The 23,181-nt window shown below is 74.1% G+C and carries 18 protein-coding genes and 3 pseudogenes; 11 read left to right on the forward strand and 10 right to left on the reverse strand.

The features are described from left to right. Positions 1–152 precede the first annotated feature (152 nt). Positions 153–731, forward strand: coding sequence for a peroxidase-related enzyme (locus tag ACQ95T_RS13945; protein WP_425941505.1), 579 nt, complete (start codon positions 153–155; stop codon positions 729–731). 68 nt (positions 732–799) lie between these two features. Further along, positions 800–1,657 (forward strand): DNA-formamidopyrimidine glycosylase family protein, encoded by an 858-nt coding sequence (locus tag ACQ95T_RS13950; protein ID WP_425941507.1) that lies wholly within the window; start codon positions 800–802, stop codon positions 1,655–1,657. A 100-nt stretch (positions 1,658–1,757) separates the two neighbouring features. Here the strand turns inward: ACQ95T_RS13950 and ACQ95T_RS13955 are convergent, their stop codons facing one another. The 6 genes from ACQ95T_RS13955 to ACQ95T_RS13980 all read right to left on the reverse strand — a co-directional run bounded on the left by ACQ95T_RS13955 (position 1,758) and on the right by ACQ95T_RS13980 (position 8,011). Next, a complete protein-coding gene (locus ACQ95T_RS13955; protein ID WP_431473021.1) occupies positions 1,758–2,063 on the reverse strand; it encodes a rhodanese-like domain-containing protein in 306 nt (101 codons plus the stop codon). Between the two features lie 203 nt (positions 2,064–2,266). After that, positions 2,267–2,605: a helix-turn-helix domain-containing protein gene (locus ACQ95T_RS13960; protein WP_425941511.1), complete on the reverse strand. Its 339-nt coding sequence runs from the start codon at positions 2,603–2,605 to the stop codon at positions 2,267–2,269. A gap of 3 nt (positions 2,606–2,608) precedes the next feature. Continuing rightward, positions 2,609–3,175, reverse strand: coding sequence for a CinA family protein (locus tag ACQ95T_RS13965; RefSeq protein WP_425941513.1), 567 nt, complete (start codon positions 3,173–3,175; stop codon positions 2,609–2,611). Then, positions 3,172–3,777, reverse strand: a complete 606-nt coding sequence (gene pgsA, locus ACQ95T_RS13970; RefSeq protein WP_425941515.1) for a CDP-diacylglycerol--glycerol-3-phosphate 3-phosphatidyltransferase — start codon at positions 3,775–3,777, stop codon at positions 3,172–3,174. The genes ACQ95T_RS13965 and pgsA overlap by 4 nt, the downstream gene beginning before the upstream one ends. After that, on the reverse strand, positions 3,774–5,255 hold the full coding sequence (gene rimO, locus ACQ95T_RS13975; RefSeq protein WP_425941517.1) for a 30S ribosomal protein S12 methylthiotransferase RimO: 1,482 nt from the start codon (positions 5,253–5,255) through the stop codon (positions 3,774–3,776). Before rimO ends, pgsA begins: the two co-directional genes overlap by 4 nt. 53 nt (positions 5,256–5,308) lie before the next feature. Continuing rightward, positions 5,309–8,011: a DNA translocase FtsK 4TM domain-containing protein gene (locus ACQ95T_RS13980; protein ID WP_425941836.1), complete on the reverse strand. Its 2,703-nt coding sequence runs from the start codon at positions 8,009–8,011 to the stop codon at positions 5,309–5,311. A gap of 320 nt (positions 8,012–8,331) precedes the next feature. On the opposite strand from ACQ95T_RS13980, the gene ACQ95T_RS13985 reads away from it, so the two are divergent. The 6 genes from ACQ95T_RS13985 (at position 8,332) to ACQ95T_RS14010 (ending at position 14,551) form a co-directional block, all read left to right on the forward strand. Further along, a complete protein-coding gene (locus ACQ95T_RS13985; protein ID WP_425941519.1) occupies positions 8,332–8,799 on the forward strand; it encodes a 2TM domain-containing protein in 468 nt (155 codons plus the stop codon). A 241-nt stretch (positions 8,800–9,040) separates the two neighbouring features. Continuing rightward, positions 9,041–9,862: a thymidylate synthase gene (locus ACQ95T_RS13990; protein WP_425941520.1), complete on the forward strand. Its 822-nt coding sequence runs from the start codon at positions 9,041–9,043 to the stop codon at positions 9,860–9,862. Next, positions 9,859–10,803 carry a dihydrofolate reductase gene (locus tag ACQ95T_RS13995; RefSeq protein ID WP_425941522.1) on the forward strand — a complete coding sequence of 315 codons (945 nt, stop codon included), beginning with the start codon at positions 9,859–9,861 and terminating at the stop codon, positions 10,801–10,803. Before ACQ95T_RS13990 ends, ACQ95T_RS13995 begins: the two co-directional genes overlap by 4 nt. Continuing rightward, positions 10,800–11,279 carry a hypothetical protein gene (locus ACQ95T_RS14000; RefSeq protein WP_425941524.1) on the forward strand — a complete coding sequence of 160 codons (480 nt, stop codon included), beginning with the start codon at positions 10,800–10,802 and terminating at the stop codon, positions 11,277–11,279. The genes ACQ95T_RS13995 and ACQ95T_RS14000 overlap by 4 nt, the downstream gene beginning before the upstream one ends. Next, entirely contained in the window at positions 11,276–12,595 is a 1,320-nt protein-coding gene (locus ACQ95T_RS14005; protein WP_431473022.1) for a threonine/serine ThrE exporter family protein, read from the forward strand. Before ACQ95T_RS14000 ends, ACQ95T_RS14005 begins: the two co-directional genes overlap by 4 nt. A 9-nt stretch (positions 12,596–12,604) precedes the next feature. After that, on the forward strand, positions 12,605–14,551 hold the full coding sequence (locus ACQ95T_RS14010) for a S9 family peptidase (protein WP_431473023.1): 1,947 nt from the start codon (positions 12,605–12,607) through the stop codon (positions 14,549–14,551). Positions 14,552–14,635: 84 nt separating this feature from the next. On the opposite strand, the gene ACQ95T_RS14015 is transcribed toward ACQ95T_RS14010, so the two are convergent. The 3 genes and pseudogenes from ACQ95T_RS14015 to ACQ95T_RS14025 form a co-directional block, all read right to left on the reverse strand. Further along, entirely contained in the window at positions 14,636–15,070 is a 435-nt protein-coding gene (locus ACQ95T_RS14015) for an AMIN-like domain-containing (lipo)protein (RefSeq protein ID WP_431473024.1), read from the reverse strand. 397 nt (positions 15,071–15,467) lie between these two features. After that, positions 15,468–17,039 (reverse strand): acyl-CoA carboxylase subunit beta, encoded by a 1,572-nt coding sequence (locus tag ACQ95T_RS14020; RefSeq protein ID WP_425941531.1) that lies wholly within the window; start codon positions 17,037–17,039, stop codon positions 15,468–15,470. Positions 17,040–17,062: 23 nt separating this feature from the next. Continuing rightward, positions 17,063–18,246: pseudogene (locus tag ACQ95T_RS14025) on the reverse strand (acyl-CoA dehydrogenase family protein). A gap of 147 nt (positions 18,247–18,393) precedes the next feature. Between ACQ95T_RS14025 and ACQ95T_RS14030 the strand changes: the two are divergent. Both ACQ95T_RS14030 and ACQ95T_RS14035 read left to right on the forward strand, forming a co-directional pair. Next, positions 18,394–18,798 (forward strand): MerR family DNA-binding protein, encoded by a 405-nt coding sequence (locus ACQ95T_RS14030; protein WP_425941535.1) that lies wholly within the window; start codon positions 18,394–18,396, stop codon positions 18,796–18,798. An 87-nt stretch (positions 18,799–18,885) separates the two neighbouring features. Continuing rightward, positions 18,886–20,662 (forward strand): annotated as a pseudogene (locus ACQ95T_RS14035) (acetyl/propionyl/methylcrotonyl-CoA carboxylase subunit alpha). Positions 20,663–20,779: 117 nt separating this feature from the next. Here the strand turns inward: ACQ95T_RS14035 and ACQ95T_RS14040 are convergent. After that, a pseudogene (locus tag ACQ95T_RS14040) lies at positions 20,780–22,247 on the reverse strand (NAD(P)H-quinone dehydrogenase). A 31-nt stretch (positions 22,248–22,278) separates the two neighbouring features. Between ACQ95T_RS14040 and ACQ95T_RS14045 the strand changes: the two are divergent. Beyond that, on the forward strand, positions 22,279–23,115 hold the full coding sequence (locus ACQ95T_RS14045) for a purine-nucleoside phosphorylase (RefSeq protein WP_425941540.1): 837 nt from the start codon (positions 22,279–22,281) through the stop codon (positions 23,113–23,115). Positions 23,116–23,181 lie beyond the last annotated feature (66 nt).

Raw genomic sequence — 23,181 nt, forward strand, 5'->3', positions numbered from 1 at the left:
TCGGGGGGTGTCCGCCGGAGCGGCGGAGGCGACTGCGGGCGACCAGCCGCCGGGTGCGGCCCGGTCCCCCGGTGCCAACCCGGCGGGAGGCGCCGGGGCCGCACGGGGAGGGTCCCCCGTCCGCCCGTCCCGGCAGGGCCTACATTGGCCGCATGAGCGCGCCCGCCGACCCCTCGATCTCCGCCCTCGCCCTCCCGGACCGGGCCGAGGTGCCCGAGGGCGTGCGCCGGCTCTGGGACAGGTCCCTGGAGGTGTTCGGTTTCGTCCCCCACGTGTTCCTCGCCCAGGCGCTCAACGGCGAGCAGTTCCAGGCCTGGTGGACCTACTTCAACCTCCTGGTCAACAAGGAGGGGTACCTGAGCACCACCGAGCGGGAGCTGATCGCCGTGGTGGTCAGCGGTCTGAACCGCTGCACCTACTGCGCCGTCTCCCACGGCGCGGCCCTGCGACACCTCAGCGAGGATCCGGTCACCGCGGACCTCGTCGCGGTGAACTGGCGCCAGGCCGACCTGCCGCCGCGCGAGGCAGCGCTGGCCGCCTACGCCGAGAAGCTCACCCTCACCCCCGCCGAGGTCACGCCGGCGGACCTGGAGCCGCTGCGCACGGTCGGGCTCGACGACCACCAGATCCTGGAGGCGGTCCAGGTCGTGGGGATGTTCAACATGACCAACCGGATCTCCACCGCGCTGGCCATGGTGCCCAACGCCGAGTACCACGCCCAGGCGCGCTGACCGGTCGACGACCCTGCGCCGCCCCGTCCGACACCGCCGCGCCATGACCGCCCGTCCCCTGGACCGTCGTGCCCGAGGGTGACGCCGTCTGGCGCACCGCCCGCCGCCTCCACCGCGCCCTGGCCGGGCACCGGCTCGAGGGGGCGGACCTGCGGGTCCCGGCCCTGGCCACGGCCGACCTCTCCGGCCGCCGCACCGTCGAGGTGGTCCCCCGCGGCAAGCACCTGCTGCACCGGCTCGAGGACGACCTGACTCTGCACAGCCACCTGCGGATGGAGGGGTCCTGGCGGGTGCATCCCGTGGGCCGGCGGCACGCGCTCGGACGCGCCCACACGGTGCGGGCCCTGCTGTGGACCCCCGCGCGGGTGGCGGTGGGCGACTCCCTGGGGGCGCTCGACCTGGTCCGTACGAGCCAGGAGCACCGCGTCGTGGGGCACCTGGGTCCGGACCTGCTCGACCCCGGCTACGACGGCGACCGGGCCCTGCGCAACGTCTTGTCCGACCCCGTCCGCACGATCACCGAGGCCTGCCTGGACCAGCGCAACGTGGCGGGGATGGGCACGATCTTCACCGCCGAGCCGCTCTTCGTGCACGCGGTGAACCCCTGGACGCCCGTCGGCCGGCTCGACCCCGCGCAGGTCGAGGAGCTGCTCACCACGGCGCGGCGGATGCTGGTGCTCAGCTGCCGGGTCGGCCGGACGACGGTCACCGGACGCGCGGACGTCGACGCCGACGACGCGTGGGTGCACGGACGGGTCGGGCTTCCCTGCAAACGGTGCGGCACGGCCGTGCGGCTGGCCACGATCGGGACCCAGCCCCAGCAGCGCGTGATGTTCTACTGCCCGACCTGCCAGGGCGGGCTGGCCCCCACCGACGACGGCGCGCGGCAGACGCCGCTGGGGCACGGCCGTCGCCGCTACGAGTAGCCGCGCCCGGGCGGAGAGGCCCGGAAACCGGGCGGCGAGGGCGGTGACCCGGCGCGGCCGGCCGTCGACCGGAGGCGTAGGCCGGTGTCCGCGGGCGGGCTCAGCCGGTGACGACGGGCAGGTCCGCGCCCTGCCAGGCACCGATGCCGCCCTCGAGGTGGGCCACGTCGGTGAACCCCAGCTCGACCATCGTCGCCAGCGCCTGCGCCGAGCGGTTGCCCGACTGGCAGTAGACCGCGTAGCGCGCGTCCGGGTCGAGCTCGCCGAGCTGCTGCTGGAAGTCCGCCGACTGCAGGTCCAGGTTGACCGCGCCGGGCAGGTGTCCCTGGGCGAACTCGGCGGGCGTGCGCACGTCGACGACGACGGTGCCGCTCCCGGCGACCCGCTCGGCGAAACGCGTCGACACCCAGGTCGGTACCGGTGGCGTCGGCCGCCGGGGCGGAGGCGGAGGACGTCGGGACGGCATTCGGCTCCGTCGTGCCGGTCCCGCAGGCGGCGAGGAGGGCCACCGCGGGAGCGAGCGCGAGGACGCGCCGAAGGGAGAGGTGCATGCCTCCCATCATACCCCCTGGGGTATGAGGCCCGGTCCGCTCACGCTTCCGGGTCCGGTCAGGCGGCGGAGACGACCTGGTCACCACGGCGGCGCACCTGTCCCTGGGCGAGCGGACGGGCCAGGCCGTCGGTGAGCAGGGCGGTCATCTGGGTGTCGGCCGCCTCCACGAGGCTCACGCGGTCGGCGACGTCGGACAGCATCTGGGAGAGGGGCAGGTCCAGCGCCCGGCAGATGGAGGCCAGCAGCTCGGAGGAGGCCTCCTTCTCACCGCGCTCGATCTCGGAGAGGTAGCCCAGGGAGCAGGAGGCCTCGGCGCTGACCTCGCGCAGCGTCCGGCCCTGGCCCTGGCGGCGCTCGCGCAGGACGTCCCCCATCTCACGACGCAGCAGCACCATGCCTCAACCCTCCTCCGCGTTCTCCGACGACCAGGTCTCTACCGTACCCGCCGCCACCGACAGCTGCCGAACCACGTGCTCGAGCAGCTCCAGCACCTGCGTCACGGTCCCGTCCCGGACCTGGCGGCGGGAACCCTGCAGGTGCAACGCCCGGTGGAGCTGCCCGTGTTCCCCGACCACCGCGACGTGGACGGTCCCGACCGGATGCCCCTCGCTCGGGTCCGGCCCGGCCACCCCCGTCGTGGCCAGGCCCCAGTCGGCACCGAGCAGCTCCCGCACCCCCGCGGCCATGGCCAGCGCGCACGGGGCCGAGACCGCACCGTGCGCCGCCAGCAGGTCCTCGGGCACGCCCAGCACGTCGTGCTTGACCCCGACCGCGTAGGAGACGACGCCGCCGCGCACGACGGCGCTGGACCCGGGGACCTCGGTGAGCGCGGCGCAGACCAGCCCCCCGGTGAGCGACTCCGCGGCCGCCACGGTCTGTCCCCGCGCCCCGAGGAGGTCGAGCACCCACGAGGCGGTCCCGGCGGCAGCCCCCTCCGCCGGCTCCGGGGCCGAGCCGGCGGTCACGGGCGGGAGCGCGGACGGAACGCCTGCCATGCGTAGTCCACGCCCGTGACGACGGTGACGACGACCGCCGCGTACATGACCCACAGACCCAGCGCCCCCAGCAGGCCGCCGACGGGGGCGAGCAGCAGGGTGATCGCCAGCGCCTGCAGGACGGTCTTGAGCTTGCCGCCCTTGCTGGCCGGGATCACGCCGCGGCGGATCACCACGAAGCGCAGCAGGGTGATGCCGATCTCGCGCACGAGCACCACCACGGTGATCCACCACGGCAGCACGTCGACCAGCGACAGGCCGACCAGCGCCGTGCCGGTGAGCGCCTTGTCGGCGATCGGGTCCATCAGCTTGCCGAAGTCGGTGATCAGCCCGTCCCGGCGGGCCAGGAAACCGTCGACCCAGTCGGTGGCGATGGCGACGACGAAGACCACGGTGGCCCACCAGCGCCAGGCCGTCTCCTCACCACCGTGGGCCAGCAGGAGCCATCCGAACAGGGGCACCATGAGGATGCGCAGCACCGTCAGGGCGTTGGGCACGTTCCACGGCGAGGCCTGCGGCGCCGACGCCGCGGTGGCCACGTCGGGTCCGTCCGGATCGTGCGGACCGATCACGCCGCCACCTCCTGCACGGGGACGGCGACCAGGTCGACCCCCTCGGTGGCCACGACCCGCGCCATGACCAGCGCACCGACGCGGACGTCGGGAACGCTCCCGTCGGCGGCCTGCAGGTAGGTCACACCGTCGACGTCGGGGCCCTGCTGCCCGGCCCGGCCGACGAGCCGCCCGTCGTCCTCGTCCAGCGCCTCCACGAGCACCTCCACGGTCGTACCGACCCGGTCCTCGGCCCGCTGGGCGGTCAGCTCCTCGACGAGGGCCGACACGCGCTCCACCCGGGCCCGGACCGTCGCCTCGTCGAGCTTGTCCTCGTACCCCTCGGCCTCCGTGCCGTCCTCGTCGGAATACCCGAAGACCCCGACCACGTCCAGCCGGGCGGCCTCCAGGAATGCGGTGAGCTCGGCCAGGTCCTCCTCGGTCTCCCCGGGGAAGCCCACGATGACGTTGGTCCGGATCCCGGCCTCGGGCACCCTGGAGCGCACCTGCTCCAGCAGACCCAGGAAGCCCTCCCGGTCCCCGAACCGGCGCATCCGTCGCAGGAGGGGACCGGAGGCGTGCTGGAAGGAGATGTCGAAGTAGGGCGCCACACCGGGGGTCCTGGCCATGGCGTCCAGCAGGTCGGGCCGGATCTCGGCCGGCTGCAGGTAGGACACCCGCACCCGGTCGATCCCCTCGACGGCGGCGAGCTCGCCGATCAGCGCGTCCACCAGGCGCAGGTCGCCGAGGTCCTTGCCGTAGGAGGTGGTGTTCTCGCTGACGAGGAACACCTCCCGGACGCCCCGCTCCGCCAGCCACCGGGCCTCGGCCAGGACGTCCTGCGGCGGTCGCGACACGAACGCGCCGCGGAACATCGGGATCGCGCAGAAGGCGCACCGCCGGTCGCATCCGGAGGCCAGCTTCAGCGGGGCCCATGGACGTCCGTCGAGCCGCGCCCGCACCACGCGGGGCCCGCTGGCGGGAGCCACCTGGGCCAGCGGCGTCACCGGTTCCGGTGCGACGGCGGACGCCTGCTGGTGACCGGGCAGGGACACCGACGAGCCGGAGGTATGCCGTGCCGCGGGGGCGAGGGGCAGCAGCGTGCGGCGGTCCCGGGGGGTGTGCGAGGCGGGTCGCTCCCCCGCGAGGATGCGGCGCAGGTGGCCCGACATGTCGGTGTAGCTGTCGAAGCCCAGGACGGCGTCGGCCTCCGGCAGCTCGGCGGCCAGCTGCTCCCCGTAGCGCTCGGCCATGCAGCCCACGGCGACGACCTTCTGGGTCCGCCCCGTCCGCTTGAGGTCGTTGGCCTCCAGCAGCGCGTCGATGGAGTCCTTCTTCGCCTGCTCCACGAAGCCGCAGGTGTTCACCACGGCCACGTCCGCCTCGGCGGCGTCGTCGACGAGCGTCCAGCCCTCGGCGGCCAGCCGCCCGGCGAGCTCCTCGGAGTCGACCTCGTTGCGGGTGCAGCCGAGGGTGACGACGGCGACGGAGCGGGACATGAGCGCCAGTCTACGGTCGGCGGCCCGCCCGCCCCGCGCGCCGCGTCCGGGGATCAGTACCGCTCCCGGCCCCCGCGGTCGGTCAGCGCCCAGGCGTCCTCCGACTCCTCCTCCTCGGCCTCCTCGACCCGGCTGCCGGAGACGGGGTCCCCGTCGTAGCTGGTGTTCCGTCCGGTCGCCGGGGGGACGGGGGGCTCCTGCGCGTCCTCGTCCCAGGGGTCCTGCTGCCCGACGGGCTCGTCGACGACCTCGGCCGCGAGCGCGTCGAAGGGGGCGCTGTCGGTCTCCGGCTCCGGACGCGGGGGCGGGTCGTCCCCCCGCAGGAGCCCGAGGGTCTCCTCCAGGTCGTCCGGCTTGACCAGCACGTCGCGCGCCTTGGAGCCCTCCGAGGGCCCGACGATGCCGCGGGACTCCATGAGGTCCATCAGCCGGCCTGCCTTGGCGAAGCCCACCCGCAGCTTGCGCTGCAGCATCGAGGTCGAGCCGAACTGGGTGGTGATGACCTGCTCGGCCGCCTGCAGCAGCAGCTCCAGGTCGTCCCCGATGTCCTCGTCCACCTGCTTCTTGGCCGGGGCCGCGACGACCTCCTCGACGTACTTGGGCTGCAGCTGGCCGGTCACGTGCACGACCACGTCGTGCACCTCGGACTCGGCGACCCAGGCGCCCTGGATGCGCATGGGCTTGCTGGCCCCCATCGGCAGGAACAGGGCGTCGCCCTGGCCGATGAGCTTCTCGGCACCAGGCTGGTCCAGCACGACGCGGCTGTCGGCCAACGAGGAGGTCGCGAAGGCCATCCTGCTGGGGACGTTGGCCTTGATCAGCCCGGTGACCACGTCCACCGAGGGACGCTGGGTGGCCAGCATCAGGTGGATCCCGGCCGCCCGCGCCAGCTGGGTGATCCGGACGATGGACTCCTCGACGTCCCGGGGGGCGACCATCATGAGGTCGGCGAGCTCGTCCACCACGACCAGCAGGTAGGGGTAGGGGCGCAGCTCACGCTCCGAGCCGGGCGGCAGCGTGATCTTGCCGGCCTTGACGGCCTTGTTGAAGTCGTCCACGTGCTTGTAGCCGAAGGCGGACAGGTCGTCGTAGCGGTGGTCCATCTCCTTCACGACCCACGCCAGCGCCTCCGCGGCCTTCTTCGGGTTGGTGATGATCGGCGTGATGAGGTGCGGGATGCCCTCGTAGGCCGTCAGCTCCACGCGCTTGGGGTCGACGAGGATCATCCGCACCTCGTCGGGGGTCGAGCGCATGAGGATGGAGGTGATCATCGAGTTGACGAAGCTCGACTTGCCCGAGCCCGTGGCACCGGCGACCAGCAGGTGCGGCATCTTGGCCAGGTTGGCGATCACGTAGCCGCCCTCGACGTCCTTGCCCACCCCCATGACCATCGGGTGGGTGTTGTTGCGGGCCGCCTGGCTGCGCAGGACGTCGCCGAGGTTGACGTTCTCCCGGTCGGTGTTGGGGATCTCCACGCCGACCGCCGAGCGGCCGGGGATCGGGGAGAGGATGCGCACGTCGGCGGACGCGACGGCGTAGGCGATGTTCTTGGACAGCGCGGTGATCCGTTCGACCTTGACCCCGGGGCCGAGCTCGACCTCGTAGCGCGTCACGGTGGGGCCGCGCATGAACCCGGTGACCTGGGCGTCGATGTTGAAGTCCTCGAGCACCCCCGTCAGGGCGTCCACGACCCGGTCGTTGGCCTCCGACCGCTCCTTGTGGGGCGTCCCCGGCTTGAGCACCGAGGGGTCGGGAAGGGTGTAGGTGACGTCCCCGGCCAGCTGCAGCTGCTCGACGCGCTGGGGCAGCGGGTTGGTCGGCGGGGCCTCGAGCTGGGGCTTGGAGGGCACCTTCTCGGGTCGCTTCTGCCCGGGCCGGACGGCCGGGATCTCCTCGGTGCGCTCCCCCTCGGCACGGGCCCGGGTCCCCGGCCTCCGGCCCGCGCCCGCCTCGGACCTGGCCGCCGTGGCTCCACCGCCCCCGTCCGCGGCGCTGCCGCCACCGCGCCGCCCGGGGGTCGCGCCCTCTGCGGGAGCGGCGTCCGAGGAGTCCTCCGGCCGGCCGCGGCGGTCCCGGGGAGCTGCCCGCAGGGAGCGCCCCTTGGCGGTCCGGTCCACGTGGGCCGCCTGCTCGAAGGCGACGTCGCCCTCGCGCTCGTCGAGGTGGGCCCGGGAACGCCGCCCCCGGGGCAGGACCTCCCCCGTCACCGGGTCCACGCGGTCGAACCGGGCCGAGTCGAAGAGCTGCTGCTCCAGCTCGCGCAGCCGGTCGGGGATCCGGTGCACGGGCGTGCGGGTCAGGACCAGGAAGCCGAAGGCCGCGAGCAGGCCCAGGACGACGGCCGCCCCCGTGGCCGTGATGGCCGCCGACAGCATCGAGGAGGCGATGAAGCCGAGGATCCCTCCGGAGGCCTGCATCACCCCCGGGCCCTCGGCGTAGTCCGGAGCACCGGTGGCCAGGTGGGTCAGCCCGCTGCCGGCCAGCAGCAGCGCCACGGTGCCGATGGACATCCGGTTGGTGGCCTGCTGCTCGCCGGGCCGGCGGAACAGTCGGACCGCGAAGAACAGCAGCACCACCGGCAGGACGAGCGAGACCCGGCCGAAGGTGCCGGCGGCCACGGCGTGCACCGCGTCGCCGAACATCCCGTCCAGTCCCCACCACTCCCGCAGGGCCACGACCAGGGCCAGCGCGAGCAGCAGGAACCCGGCGCCGTCACGGCGGTGCTCCGGCTCCAGGTCACGGGCGGTGTCGGTCATCGCCCGGACCGTGCCGCCGGTGGCACCGGCGATCCCGCGGAAGGCCTTCCCGGGCAGCGACGTCCCCCCGCCCGGGGCGGCGGCGGCCGTGGCACCCTTCCCGGACGTCCCGCCCCGCCCGCCCGGGCCGGATCGGCTCGCGGGACGGGCCGAGGCACCGCCGGTGCCGCCGGAGCGGGTGCGGGACGTCGAGGTCGCAGTCTTGGCCACGCTCGCACCGTACGCCAGATCCCCGTCCGCACCACGCGTCACACGCCCTGCAGCTCCACATCGCGGCCCCGACCGGACTAGGCTGGCCCGGACCACCCGGAGGAGGCACCATGGACCGACCGCCCCTGCCGCCCCCCGGTCAGGAGCCGCCGGCGGATCCCGTCCGCAGGGACCCCGCGGGGCCCCTCGCCGACCCGGCCGACGATCCCCGGCTGCGGGCGAGGGCCAAGCAGCAGCTGGAGGCCCGCGCGGGTTTCCGCCAGCACCTGACCGTCTACCTGGCCGTCATGGGCCTGCTCACGGCCATCTGGCTCGTCTCCGGCGGTGGCTACTTCTGGCCGGTCTGGCCCGCCATGGGATGGGGCCTGGCCCTGGTGCTCCACCTGGCCGCCCTCCGGTGGGACCAGGAGCCCTCCGAGAACCAGATCGCCGAGCAGGCCCGCCGCCTCGCGGCCCGCGAGCAGGGGCGGGCGGCCCCTCGTGCCGTGGACGGACCGTCGCACGGCACCGGCGGGTCCCGCCGCGCTCCGGTCGAGCCGGAGCACCCCTGGGACGAGCCCGGACCCCGGGACGTCTGAGCATCGTCCGGCCGCACCACCTCGTCGGCCTGCCTCCGGTGCCCCTCCTCCGGGAGGCGAAGGCCAGGACCACGGGGCCCGGACGGGAAGAACCGCCCCGGACGTGAAGAACCGCCCTGCTGCCCGCTCGGGGGGTCCGAGCAGCAGGGCGGTCACAGGTCATATCGGCGAAGAGGCCCCCAATGTTACGCGCCAGTCATGTGATCTGAGTCACAACCCGGGGTGCGCCTAGTCTTGCGGTATGCAGCAGTACCTGGACCTCCTGCGCCGGATCCTGGACGAGGGCGTGGAGAAGAGCGACCGCACCGGCACCGGCACCCTGTCCGTCTTCGGCCACCAGATGCGCTTCGACCTCACCGAGGGCTTTCCCGCGCTGACGACCAAGCGGCTGCACCTGCGCTCGGTCGTCGGCGAGCTGCTGTGGTTCCTGCGCGGCGACACCAACGTGCGCTGGCTGCAGGACCGGGGCATCAGCATCTGGGACGAGTGGGCCGACGAGGACGGCGAGCTGGGTCCGGTCTACGGGCACCAGTGGCGCTCCTGGCCCACTCCGGACGGGCGGACCATCGACCAGATCGACCGCCTGGTGACCGGGCTGCGGACCTCCCCCGACTCGCGCCGGCACATCGTCTCCGCCTGGAACGTGGCCGAGGTGGAGGCCATGGCCCTCCCGCCGTGCCACACCCTCTTCCAGTTCTACGTCGCCCCCGCCGCCCCCGACGACGAGGACCGGCGCGGCTGGCTGTCCTGCCAGCTCTACCAGCGCAGTGCCGACACCTTCCTGGGCGTGCCGTTCAACATCACCAGCTATGCGCTGCTGACGCACATGGTCGGCCAGGTGGTCGACCTGCGACCCCGGCACTTCGTGCACACCCTGGGGGACGCCCACCTCTACCTCAACCACCTCGACCAGGCCCGTGAGCAGCTCACCCGCACCCCCGGACCGCTGCCCACCCTCCACCTCGACCCGACGGTGCGCGAGCTGGACGCCTTCGACCTCGGGCACGTCGAGGTGCGCGACTACGTGGCCGCCCCCACGATCAAGGCGCCGATCGCGGTATGACGCCGCCGGCCACCGGCGGCAGGATCCAGGTCGTCCCCGCCGCCTACCTCGCCCTGCTGCGCGGTCCCGCCGACGACCCGGAGGTGCTGCTGCAGCTGCGGTCCGGCACGGGATTCATGGACGGGTGGTGGGCCTGCGCCGCCGCCGGGCACGTGGAGGCGGGCGAGACGGCATACCGGGCCGCGACGCGCGAGGCGCTGGAGGAGGTGGGGGTGCAGGTCGACCCCTCGGACCTCGCCCCGGTGGCGGTGATCCAGCGCACCTGCGCGCTGCCGGACCCGCTCGAGCAGCGCGTCGACCTCTTCTTCGCCACCCGCTCCTGGACGGGCGAGCCCTCCGTCCAGGAGCCGGACAAGGCGCAGGAGCTGCGCTGGTGGCCGCTGGCGCAGCTGCCCCCGCGGACCGTCCCGCACGAGCGGCGCGCGCTGGAGCACCTGGCCGCCGGTGCGCCGCCCACGGTGCTCGTGCACGGTTTCGACCAGACGCTCACCCTCGTCGCCGCGGTGGGGCGCAACGGGGTGATCGGCGACGGGTCGACGATGCCCTGGCACCTGCCCGAGGACCTGCGGCACTTCAAGGAGACCACCGCCGGAGGGGTGCTGCTCATGGGACGGGCGACGTGGGACTCGATCGGGCGGCCCCTGCCGGGGCGGCGCACGATCGTGCTCACCCGCGACCGCGCCTGGACCGCGTCCGGCGCCGAGGTGGCCCACAGCTGGCCCGAGGCCCTGCTGGCGGCCGGGGACCGAGAGGTCTTCGTCGTGGGCGGCGGTCAGGTCTACGCCGAGGCGATCGCCTGGGCCGACCGGCTCGTGGTCAGCGAGGTGGACGACGAACCCGCCGGCAGCACCGTCTTCCCCACGATCGACCCCGCCCGGTGGCAGGAGGTCTCGCGGGACCCGCGGACCGGCTTCGCCGTCGTCACCTGGAGGCGGCGGTGAGGTGGCGGTACCTCGTCGCCTGCGTCCTCGTGGGGGTCGCCGTGAGCGCGACCGTGGGGGCGGTGACCGGTGTGGCCACCGCCCTGACGGGTGGGGCCTCCGCGAACGGCGTCGACGGCGGTGCCGCGAGCGCCGTGGGCTCGGGCCTCGCGGGGCTGATCGTCGGAGCCGCGCTCGGTGCGCTGCTGGGGATCCTCTCGGGCGCGGTGACCACGGTGGCGGCCGGTGGGCACCGGGACCGGGCCACGGTGGCCGTGCGGGCCGGGTCGTCCGCCGGGGTGGTCCACGCCGCGGGCCTGACCGGCCTGGCGGCCCTGTCGTGGGGCCGCCCCGAGGTGGGCGGGGGCTCCGTCGCGCTCCAGGTCGCCGGTGTCGTCGTGCCCTCCCTCCTGGCCGCCGTCCTGTCGGCATGGGCGTGCGCGGAGGTCGCCGGCATGGAGCCGGGCGACCTCTCCCCGGACGGGAGGTCGGCGTGAGCGGGCAGGCGGGCGCGGACCCGACGGCGCAGCTCGAGGAGCGCGACGTCCGTGACCGCCGCCTGCTGGCCTGGCTCGGGGCGGGCCTGCTCGCGGGCGGGATGCCCGTGCACGAGGTCCAGGAGGACATCCACGAGGCGGCCCGCGGCCTGGGCCACCCCGCACCCCAGGTGGGCTGCCTGCCGACCGCGATCACCGTGACCCTGGCCGCCGGGCGGCCGGCCACCTTCGAGCAGGTGGAGGGGGCCGTCCGGCTGGACCAGCTGGCCGACGTCTGCGCGGTGCGCGCCAGCCTGCGGACCGGGACCCTGTCGCCCGACGAGGCCCTGGAGCGGCTGACCCGTCTGCGGGCGCAGCCGCACCGCTACCGCCGGCTCGGCCTGTTCTCCGGTGCCGTCCTCTCCGGGGTCGGCATCGCGCTGATCCTGGCACCGGCCTGGTCCGCGGTGGTCTTCGCCGCCCTGCTGGCCCCGGTCACCGGTGCGCTGCTCCTGCTGCTCTCGCGGGCCGGCCGCACGATGCGCACCGTCTCCCCGCTGATCGCCGCCTTCGTCGTGGGCGCCGCCGCCTTCCTGGCCGCCGGTGAGGGCTGGGCCCCGGCGCCGCTGTGGACCCTGGTCGGCCCGATCGCGGTCCTGCTGCCCGGGGCCGCGATCGTCACCGGCCTCACCGAGCTGTCGGCCGGGTCGATGGTGGCCGGTACGGCGCGGCTGGCCCACGGGACGATGCAGATGCTGCTCTTCGCCCTGGGGGTCGGTGCGGCGGCCCCCCTGCTCCGGGTGCCGCTGGAGGAGGTCGAGACCGCCCGTCCGGCCGAGCTGGGCTGGTGGGCGCCCCTCATCGGCGTCGTCCTGGTGACGGTGGCCATCTCCCTCATGGAGTCCGTGCCGTCCCGGCTGGTGCCGTGGCTGCTGGCGGTCGTCCTGGCCACCTACCTGGCCCAGTGGGCGGGCCACACGGTCCTGGGGACCCGGTGGGCCGGCGCGTTCCTCGGCGCGGTCGTCGCCAGCCTGGGCGCCACCCTCGTGGAGTTCCTGCGCCCCCACCTGCCCCGGGTGGTGGCCTTCCTGCCGAGCTTCTGGCTGCTCGTCCCCGGTTCGCTCGGCCTGATCTCGGTGTCCCGGCTCGAGGCCGCGCCCGAGGTGGCCGTCGCCGCCTTCCTCGGCGTGACCCTCGTCGTCGTGGCCATCTCGCTGGGGATCGTCGTCGGCGCCAGCCTGGCGCGGCCGTTGCGGGACGTGGCCCGCCGGGTGGGCATGCCCTACCTGCTCAGCCTGCTCCCCCGGCGTCGTCGCCGCGGCGGGACGAGCACGTAGTCTGCTGCGGTGCTGCCCAGCGACCTCACCTCCGTCCGCACCCTGTCCGCACCCTCCGTCCACCCCGACGGGACCCACGTCCTGGTGACGATGAGCCGTCCCGACGTGGACGAGAACCGCTACCGCACCAGCCTGTGGCGCCTCACGCTCGGCCCCGACGGCACCGCGGCCGGCCCCCTCGAGAGGTTCACGCAGGGCACCCGGGACGGCTCCGCGGCATACTCCCCGGACGGCACCCGCGTCGCCCTGCTCCGCGGGGAGGAGGACGGCCCGGCCCAGCTGCACCTGCTCCCGGCCGACGGGGGCGACGCCCGGCGGCTCACCGACCACAAGCTGGGGGTGGGCTCCTTCGCCTGGTCCCCCGACGGGCGCCGGATCGCCTACGCCGCCCGCGTCCCGGAGCAGGGCCGCTACGGCACCGACGAGGACGTCAAGCCCGACCAGGAGGCCCCCCCGCTCATCGAGCACTCCCGCTACCAGGCCGACGGGCTGGGTTACGTCCTGGACCGTCCCAGCAAGATCTTCCTGCTCGACCTGGCCGACCTGCCCGCCGCCGACGGCGACGCCGCCGAGGACCTGCCCGGCGCCCGTCAGCTGACGGACGGTGACGGCGACGACGACTCCCCCGTCTGGCTGGACGAGGAGCGGGTGGCCTTCGTGGCCTCCCGGGACGAGGAGGGCCGGTGGGCACCGGACACCCTCGTCTCGGACGTGTGGTCCGTGGACCTGCGGGGGGACGGTCTGCGGCGGCACACCGGCGGACACGGTGCGGTGGGTGGCCTGGACCGCGGCCCCGACGGGACCGTCGTCGTGGGCCTCGGCGACCTGGGACCCTCCCGACAGGACTTCGTCGCCCGCAACGCGGTCCTGCACCGGCTGGGCGAGGACGCCCCGCTCACCGACGCCGAGGCCGACCACCTGGCCTGCGCCCCCGCCGTCGCCGGCGACGGCACCGTGGTGGTCGTCGCCCTCGAGCACCAGGGCGACACCGTGGTCCGCCACCTCCCGGCGGGCGTCGTGCTGCTCGACGGCCACGTGAGCGTCACCGGGCTGGCGGTGGGCGGCGGGATGGTCGCGGCCGTCTCCGGCACCCGCTCCTCCTTCGGCGAGCTGTTCGTGGGCCGGCTGGGAGACCGCCTCACCCCGGCGACCGACCTGGCCGAGCGGCACCTCACCGGGACCGCCGCGCCGATCCTGCCCGAGGAGCTGCGCACGCAGGCCGAGGACGGCTACCCGGTGCACGGCTGGCTCGTCCGTCCGACGGGCGGGCCGCCCCGCCCCGAGGGGCACCCCGTCGTCCTGATGGTCCACGGCGGTCCGTACACGCAGTACTCGGGCAACCTCTTCGACGAGGCCCAGGTCCTCGCGGGGGCGGGGTATGCCGTGGTGATGGGCAACCCGCGCGGCGGGTCCGGCTACGGGGCCGCCCACGGACGGGCGGTGAAGGAGGCGATCGGCACCGTGGACGTGGCCGACCTGACGGCCCTGCTGGACCACGCCCTCACCCGGCCCGGGCTGGACCCTTCCCTCGTGGGTGTCCAGGGCGGGTCCTACGGCGGGCTGATGACGACCTGGCTGGTCGCGCACTCCGACCGGTTCACCGCCGCGATCAGCGAACGGGCGGTCAACGCGTGGGACTCCTTCGCCGGCACGAGCGACATCGGGTGGTTCTTCGCCGACGAGTACGCCGGGGACCACCAGCACGAGCAGTCGCCGCTCACGTGGGCGGACCGGATCCGCACCCCCACCCTGGTCGTCCACTCCGAGCGCGACCTGCGCTGCCCGTTGGAGCAGGGGCAGCGGCTCTTCGCCCGGTTGCGCCGCAACGGCGTGCCCACCAAGCTGCTCGTCTTCCCCGGCGAGGGCCACGAGCTCTCCCGGGCTGGACAGCCGCGGCACCGGGTGCAGCGCTTCGAGCACGTCCTGGCGTGGTGGGAGGAGCACCTGCGCCGGTGACCTGCTCCCGCGGGGCGGGGGCGCACCGGTCGGTGCAGCAGGCGGGCCGGCGGGGCGCCGGCCGGCGGTGGAGCGTCCGCCCGTTCAGGGGTGGCGCACGTCGACGACGATGCGGGCCGGGTCGGACAGCGTGAAGATCCGGTAGTCCGTCTCCTCGCGCAGACCCAGGACGACCTGCTGCTGCCCCTCGAAGAGACCGCCGAGGACCACCTCGGTGAGGACCTCGGTGCCGGCGCCGAGGACCCGGTCCCCGTCGTAGCGCTCGGGCGACTCCGTCGTCCAGTCGATCCCCCGGACGGACACCTCGACAAAGGCCTCGCCCTCCACGCCGAGCGAGAAGCCCGTGGGGTCCTCGACCGCCTCGTCGACCGGCCCCACGAACCATCCGAGGACGGGTCGGTCACCGGTGAGGTCGAGCACCACCCGGTCGAAGTCCTCGTGCAGGCCCGTGCGGACGCCGGTGATCTCCTGGGGTTCGTCCGACGCGGCGGACGCCCGCTCTGCGGATCGTCGGTCCACGGTGGAAGAGCCTGCTCGGACCCCGTGCCGGTCGGCTCGTCGCCGACGGTGCCGGGCTCCTCCGTCGCGTCGTCGGGTGGCTCGCCGGAGGTCTGCCCCGGGTCCGTGGGGTCCTCCGTCACCTCCCCCGTCCGCTCGTCCTCGGTGCCCGTGGTCGTGCCGGGATCCTCCGTGGTCCCCGGTGCTCCGGCTCCGTCGTCCGTCGTCGTGGTGGCGTCGCTCGGCGTGGACGTGGCGGCGTCCGCGGGCGCCGAGGTCCCCGCAGGCGTTCCGGACGGGTCGTCCCCGTCCTCCTGGCACCCGGCCAGGAGGAGGACGACCACCGCCGTTGCCGCCGCAGCGCGTCGCACGTCCGTCACGGTACGCGCACCCGTCCCCGGCGTCCACGGGGTCCGGCTCAGACGGGCGGGATGCTGCGGTGGCGGGTGGAGAAGTGCCGGTCGCGGCGGCCGGCGTAGCGGAACCGCCGCGCGACCTCCTCTCGCAGCTGCTCGGGCTCGACGACCGCGTCGATGACGAGGTCGGCCGCGAGCCGTTCCAGGTCGACGTCCTCGAGGTACTCCGCCCGACGGGCCTCGACGAAGGCGGCCTGCTCCGCCGGGTCGGCGATCTCGGCGATCTTGTTGGCGTAGACGGCGTTGACCGCCGCCTCCGGTCCCATGACCGCGATCCGGGCGGTGGGCAGCGCGATCGTGGCCTCCGGGCCGAAACCCGGGCCGCCCATCGCGTAGAGCCCGGCGCCGTAGGCCTTGCGCACGACGACGCACAGCTGCGGCACGGTGGCCTCGGACACCGCGGAGACCATCTTGGCCCCGTGCCGGATGATGCCGCCGCGCTCGACCTCCGAGCCGATCATGAAGCCGGGCACGTCGGCCAGGTAGAGCAGGGGGATGCCGTAGGCGTCGCACAGCCAGATGAAGCGGGACGCCTTGTCGGCGGAGTCGGTGAACAGCACCCCGCCCTTGACCGCGCTGTTGTTGGCCACGATCCCGACGGTGCGTCCCTCCATCCGCCCCAGCCCGACGACCAGCTCGGGGGCGAACAGGGGTTTGATCTCGAAGAAGCTGTCGTCGTCGACCAGTCCCTCGACGACCTCGTGCACGTCGAACGGCACCGACTCGGCCTCGGGCACGACGTCGCGGGTCAGCGGCCGGGCCGGCGGCTCGGCCTCGTAGTGCGGCACCGGGTCGTGCCAGGTGTCGGGCAGGTAGGAGAACAGGTGCCGGGCCATCTCGACGGCCTCGGTGTCGTCGGCGGCGAGCAGGTCGCCGACGCCGGAGACGGTGCAGTGCATCCGGGCACCGCCCATCTCCTCCAGGCTGACCTTCTCCCCCACGACCATCTCGGCCATCCGCGGGCTCCCGAGGTACATCGACGCGTTGCCCTCGACCATGATGATGACGTCGGTGAAGCTGGGGATGTAGGCCCCGCCCGCGGCGCTCGGGCCGAACAGGCAGCAGATCTGGGGAACCTTGCCCGACAGGGCGACCTGGTTGGAAAAGATCCGTCCGGCCCCGCGCCGGCCCGGGAAGAGGTCGACCTGGTCGGTGATCCGGGCCCCGGCGGAGTCCACGAACCAGAACAGCGGCAGCTCCTCGCGCAGCGCCGCCTCGGTGGCCCGGATGATCTTCTCCACCGTGCGGGCCCCCCACGACCCGGCCTTGACCGTGGGGTCGTTGGCCACCACGATCGCAGGCCGCCCGTCGACCTCGCCCCGCCCGGTGACGACGCCGTCGGCGGGCAGCCCCGCCGCGGTGGCGTTGGCGTAGCGCCCGTCCTCGACGAAGGTTCCGTCGTCGAAGAGCAGCGCGATCCGCTCGCGCACGTAGAGCTTGCCCTGGGCGTCGAGCTTGGCGCGCGCCTTCTCCGACGGCTGCGCCGAGTCCTGGTATGCCGTCGCGAGCCGGGCGCGCAGGTCCGCGACCCGGGGGTCCTGGGAGGGGTCGCCCCCGGTGCCGGAGTGCTCCATGCCCGTCATCGTGCCAGCCCCGCTCAGGACGGGAGGCCGAGGCCCCGGGCGATGACCATCCGCTGGACCTCCGAGGTACCCTCCCCGATCTCCAGGATCTTGGCGTCCCGGAAGAACCGGGCCACGGGGTACTCCTCCATGAACCCGTTGCCGCCGAAGACCTGGGTCGCGATGCGGGTGGTGGTGACCGCGGCCTCGGTGGAGTAGAGCTTGGCGATCGCCGCGGCCTGCTTCACCTCGGCGAGCGAGCGACGGCCCGCCTCGCGCTCGTCGTTGAGCCAGGCGGCCTTGTAGGTGAGCAGGCGGGCGGCCTCGACCATGACGGCCAGGTCGGAGATCTGGAAGGAGACCCCCTGGTTGACCGCGATCGGGCGGCCGAAGGCGATCCGCTCGGAGGCGTAGGCGGTGGTCTCCTCCAGCATCCGCTGGGCGCAGCCGACGGCGAGCGCGGAGATCGCGATGCGGCCGTCGTCGAGGGTCTTGAGGAACTGCTTGAATCCCTCGCCGCGGGCGCGCCCAGCAGGTGGTCCTCGGGCACCCGGCAGTCCTCGAACGTCAGGCCGTGGGTGTCGGAGATGTGCCAGCCCAGCTTGCGGTAGGCGGGTTCGACGACGAAGCCCTCGGTGCCCGACGGCACCATGATCGCGCTGAGCTCGGGCCGGCCGTCGGCGGTCTCCCCCGTCCGTGCGGTGACCGTCACGACGGAGGTGATGTCGGTGCCGGAGTTGGTGATGAAGGCCTTGGCGCCGTTGACCACCCACGAGCCGTCCTCAAGCCGGGCCCGGGTCCGGGTGGCCCCGGCGTCGGACCCGGCCTCGGGCTCGGTCAGGCCGAAGCCGGCGAGCGCACGACCGGCGACGAGGTCGGGCAGGAAGCGCTCCTTCTGCTCCTGCGAGCCGAAGGAGAGGATCGGGTTGATGCCCAGGCCGACACCGGCGGAGAGGGTGATGCCGACGGACTGGTCGACGCGACCGAGCTCCTCGATCGCCAGGCACAGGTAGGTGAAGCCGCCCTCCTCCAGGCCGGCGCCGCCGAACTCCTCCGGGGCGTTGAGACCGAAGAGGCCGAGCTCGCCCATCTTGGGCACCAGGTCGGTCGGGAAGTGCGCCTCCCGGTCCCACTGCTCGACGTGGGGGGCCACCTCGGCCTCGGCGAACTCGCGCACGAGCCGGCGGAAGTCCTCGTGGTCCTGGGTCAGCTCGAACATCGGTGTCCTCGTCCTTCCGGGCGGTGGCTGCGGGGCGCAGGCCGCCTCCCGGGCCTGCGGGTGCGGCGGTCGCGAGCCCCATCGTCCTTGACGTTGACGCGAAGGTCAAGCAGGATGCCCGGACCGCCAGTTGACGTAAGGACAACCGTGAACCGCACCGACGACGAACCCACCTGGACCATCGCGCAGATGGCCGACGACTACGGGGTCACCCACCGTGCCCTGCGCCACTACGAGCACCTCGGCCTGGTCGATCCCGGGCGGGAGGGGCAGCGGCGGGTCTACCGCCGGCGGGAGCGCACCCGCCTGGCGCTCATCCTGCGGGGCCGCCGCCTGGGGTTCTCCCTGGAGGAGATCTCCACCATCCTGGGGATGTACGACGACCAGCCGGGCGAGGCCGGCCAGCTGCGCTACCTGCTGGACCAGATCGGCGACCGTCGCGCGGACCTCGAGCGGCGCCGACGGGACGTGGACGAGTCCCTGCGGGAGCTGGACGACCTCGAGCGCCGGTGCTCCGCGGACCTCGCCCGGATGACCCCGGGGACGGCGTGACCGGCGCCCCGCGGAGCGACCGACGCAGGCCGTGGCACGGCATACCCTGGCGCGTCGCGACGCCCCCGTGGGTCTAGGGTGATCGCCATGCCGATCAGCAAGGTCCTCATCGCCAACCGCGGCGAGATCGCCGTCCGCATCGCCCGTGCCTGCAAGGACGCAGGCCTGACCTCGGTCGCGGTCTACGCCGACCCCGACCGGGACGCGCTGCACGTGAAGGTGGCCGACGAGGCATGGTCCCTGGGCGGCACGACCCCGGGAGACTCCTACCTCGTCCAGGAGAAGCTGCTGGACGTGGCGCGGCAGGCGGGCGCCGACGCGGTCCACCCCGGCTACGGCTTCCTGGCGGAGAACGCCTCCTTCGCTCAGGCGGTCATGGACGCCGGCCTCACCTGGATCGGTCCCGGCCCCGAGGCGATCGACGCGCTCGGCGACAAGGCGAAGGCCAAGCACATCGCCGTGAGGGCAGGGGCCCCGCTGGCCCCCGGCACCAAGGACCCGGTCAAGGACGCCGACGAGGTCGTCGCGCTCGCCGAGGAGTTCGGCCTCCCCGTGGCCATCAAGGCGGTCTACGGCGGTGGCGGCCGCGGGCTCAAGGTCGCCCGCACCATGGAGGAGATCCCCGAGCTGTTCGACTCCGCGGTCCGCGAGGCCGTCACCGCCTTCGGGCGGGGCGAGTGCCTCGTCGAGAAGTTCCTCGACAAGCCCCGCCACGTCGAGACGCAGTGCCTGGCCGACCAGCACGGCAACGTGGTCGTGGTCTCGACCCGTGACTGCTCCCTCCAGCGCCGCAACCAGAAGCTCGTCGAGGAGGCCCCGGCCCCGTTCCTGACCGAGGAGCAGCGCGCCGAGCTCGTCCGGGCCTCCAAGGCCATCCTCAAGGAGGCGGGCTACGTCGGCGCCGGCACGTGCGAGTTCCTCGTGGCGCAGGACGGCACGATCTCCTTCCTCGAGGTCAACACCCGCCTGCAGGTCGAGCATCCCGTGACCGAGGAGGTCACCGGGATCGACCTCGTGCGCGAGCAGTTCCGCATCGCCGACGGCGAGGAGCTGCGGTATGACGATCCGACCCCCCAGGGGCACTCGTTCGAGTTCCGCATCAACGGCGAGGACGCCGGCCGCGACTTCATGCCCGCACCCGGCACCGTCTCGCGCATGGTCGTCCCCCACGGCCCGGGTGTCCGCTGGGACGCCGGGATCGTCGAGGGCGACACCGTCGCCGGCGCCTTCGACTCGATGATCGCCAAGCTCGTCGTCACCGGTCGCACCCGCGAGCAGGCCCTCGAGCGGTCGCGCCGCGCTCTCGGCGAGCTCGTGGTCGAGGGCATGCCCACGGTGCTGCCCTTCCACCAGGCCGTCGTGTCCGACCCGGCCTTCGCCCCGTCGGAGCCCTCCGAAGCGTTCTCCGTGCACACCCGGTGGATCGAGACCGAGTTCGACAACCAGATCCAGCCCTGGTCGGGGCCGACCGCCGACGACACGCCGGAGGACGGCGAGCGCCAGACGGTCGTCGTCGAGGTCGGCGGCCAGCGCCTGGAGGTCTCGCTGCCCGCCGGCCTGTCCCTCGGGGGCAACGGTGGCGGCACGAGCTCCACCCGCCGGAAGGCGCCCAAGCGCTCCCGCGGCGGCGGTGGTGGTGCGGCGGCCTCGGGCGACGCGGTGACCGCCCCGATGCAGGGCACGATCGTCAAGATCGCCGTCGAGGAGGGCCAGCAGGTGGCCGAGGGCGACGTGGTCGTGGTCCTGGAGGCGATGAATGGAGCAGCCGCTCAAGGCGCACAAGGCGGGCACGGTCACCGGGTTCAGCGCGTCGGTCGGCGAGACCGTCGCCAACGGCGCGGTGATCTGCGAGCTCAAGGACTGACGGGTCCGCGGCAGGTGGGCGGGGGGTTTTTACCACCGTGCCCGGCCGCCGTGCCGCCACGGGCCGCCCGGCGTCCGGCGTCCGGGGCAGCCCGGCGGCAGCGGCGTCCCGCGGTCGTCAGTCCGCGATCTCGTGCAGCTGCCGGGCGGCCTCGGCCAGCGACCCCGACATCGAGGGGTAGATCGTGAAGGTCGAGGAGAACTGGTCCACGTTGAGCCGGTTGGCCACGGCCAGGGCGATGGGGAAGATCAGCTCGCTGGCCCTCGGGGCGACCACCACGCCGCCGACGATCGTGTGGCTGCCCTTGCGGGCGAAGAGCTTGACGAAGCCGTCGGAGAGGTTCTGCATCTTGGCCCGGGGGTTCTTGGTCAGCGGCAGCATCACCGCCCGGGCGTCCACCCGGCCCTCGTCCACGTCGGCCTGGCTGGCCCCCACCGTGGCGATCTCTGGGTCGGTGAAGATGTTCGAGCTGACCTTGCCCAGCGACAGGGGCGCCACGGCGTCACCGAGGGCGTGGGCCACGGCGATGCGGCCCTGCATCGCGGCGATCGAGGCCAGCGGGAACACGCCGGTGCAGTCGCCCGCGGCGTAGACCCCGGGGACGCTGGTGCGCGAGACCCGGTCGACCTCGACGTGGCCCGAGGCGGTCAGCCGGACCCCGGCCTCCTCCAGCCCCAGGTCCGTGGTGTTGGGGATCGACCCCACCGCCAGCAGGGCGTGGGTCCCCGGCACCTCGCGCCCGTCCTCCAGGGTGACCACGACCCCGTCCCCCTCGCGGCGCACCTCGGCCGCCCGCGAGCGGTTGAGCACGGTCATGCCCCGGCGGCGGAAGACCTCCTCGACGACGTTGGCCGCGTCCGCGTCCTCCCCCGGGAGCACGCGGTCGCGGGAGGGAGATGAGCGTGACCTGCGACCCGAGGCCCAGGTAGGCGTGCGCGAACTCGGCCCCGGTGACGCCGGAGCCGATGACGACCAGGTGCGCGGGCAGCTCGGTGAGGTCCCAGATCTGCTGCCACGTGAGGATGCGCTCGCCGTCGGGCCGGGCGGTGTCCAGCACCCGGGGGCGGGCGCCGGTGGCCACGAGCACGAGGTCGGCCTCCAGGGTGCGGGTGACCCGCCCCTGGTCGCGGTCCGCCCCGTGCGGCGCGGGCTCCTCCCCCGAGGGGACGGCCCCCACCCCCTCGACGACCTCGACCGTCCCGTCCGGCAGGAGCCGGCCGGCCCCCTGGATCACCTCGACGCCCGCGGACTCCAACCGCTCCCCGATGTCGCGGCTCTGGGCGGCCGCCAGGCGCATGATGCGCGCGTTGACGTCGGTGATGTGGGCGGTGACCCCCTGGTCCCCGGGCACCTGGGCGCCGTCGAAGTGCACCCCGATGCGCTTGGCCGCGCTGAACCGGTCCATGAAGTCGGCGGTGGCGATCAGGGCCTTGCTCGGCACGCAGTCGGTCAGCACCGTGGCGCCGCCCAGCCCGGACCGTTCCACGACGGTCACCTCCGCGCCCAGCTGGGCCGCCCCCAGGGCCGCCTCGTAGCCTCCGGGGCCACCACCGATCACCACGACGGACTTGTTGGCTGCACTCACGCCCCCATCAAACCATCGGTACGCTGCCCGGGTGACCGACGCCTCTCCCGCCCCCGACCTCGACGACCCCCGCACCGACCCCCAGGAGGTCGCCCGGGCCGCGGCCGCGGTCCTGGCCGAGCGCACCGGTGCCGCCCGGCACGACGTGGCGCTCGTGCTCGGCAGCGGGTGGAAGCCCGCCGCCGACCGGCTCGGCACGCCCGACACCGTGATCGAGAACACGGACGTGCCCGGGTTCGGCGCGGCGGCCGTCGCGGGCCACACCGGGACGATCAGCTCGATCCCCCTCCCCGACGGTCGACGGGTCCTGGTCTACGGCACCCGCACCCACTTCTACGAGGGACGGGGGGTGCGGGCCGTCGTGCACGCGGTCCGGACCGCGGCCGCGGCCGGGTGCCGCACGGTCGTGCTGACCAACGGGTGCGGCGGGCTGCGGCCCGAGTGGGGACCGGGGACGCCGGTGCTCATCTCGGACCACCTCAACCTCACCGCGGCCTCGCCCCTGGAGGGGGCCACGTTCGTGGACCTCACCGACCTGTACACCCCCCGGCTGCGCGACCTGGCCCGGGAGGTGGACCCCGACCTGCCCGAGGGCGTCTACGTCCAGTTCCGCGGGCCGCACTACGAGACGCCGGCGGAGGTGCGGATGGCCCGCACCCTCGGGGGCGACCTGGTGGGCATGTCCACCACCCTGGAGGCGATCGCCGCCCGGGAGGCCGGACTGGAGGTGCTGGGCATCTCCCTGGTGACCAACCCCGCGGCCGGGATCAGCCCGGTGCCCCTGGACCACCAGGACGTGATCGAAGCCGGCCGGGCCGCCGGCGAGCGCTGCGGCGAGCTGCTCGCCCGGATCGTGGCGCGGTTGTGATCCCCCCTCCCACCCGCCCCCCTCACGACGTCCCGCGCGGCGACGACCGGCCCGCGCACCGAGCCG

The organism is Ornithinimicrobium carbonis (genome assembly GCF_050703245.1).
Classification (GTDB): domain Bacteria; phylum Actinomycetota; class Actinomycetes; order Actinomycetales; family Dermatophilaceae; genus Ornithinicoccus.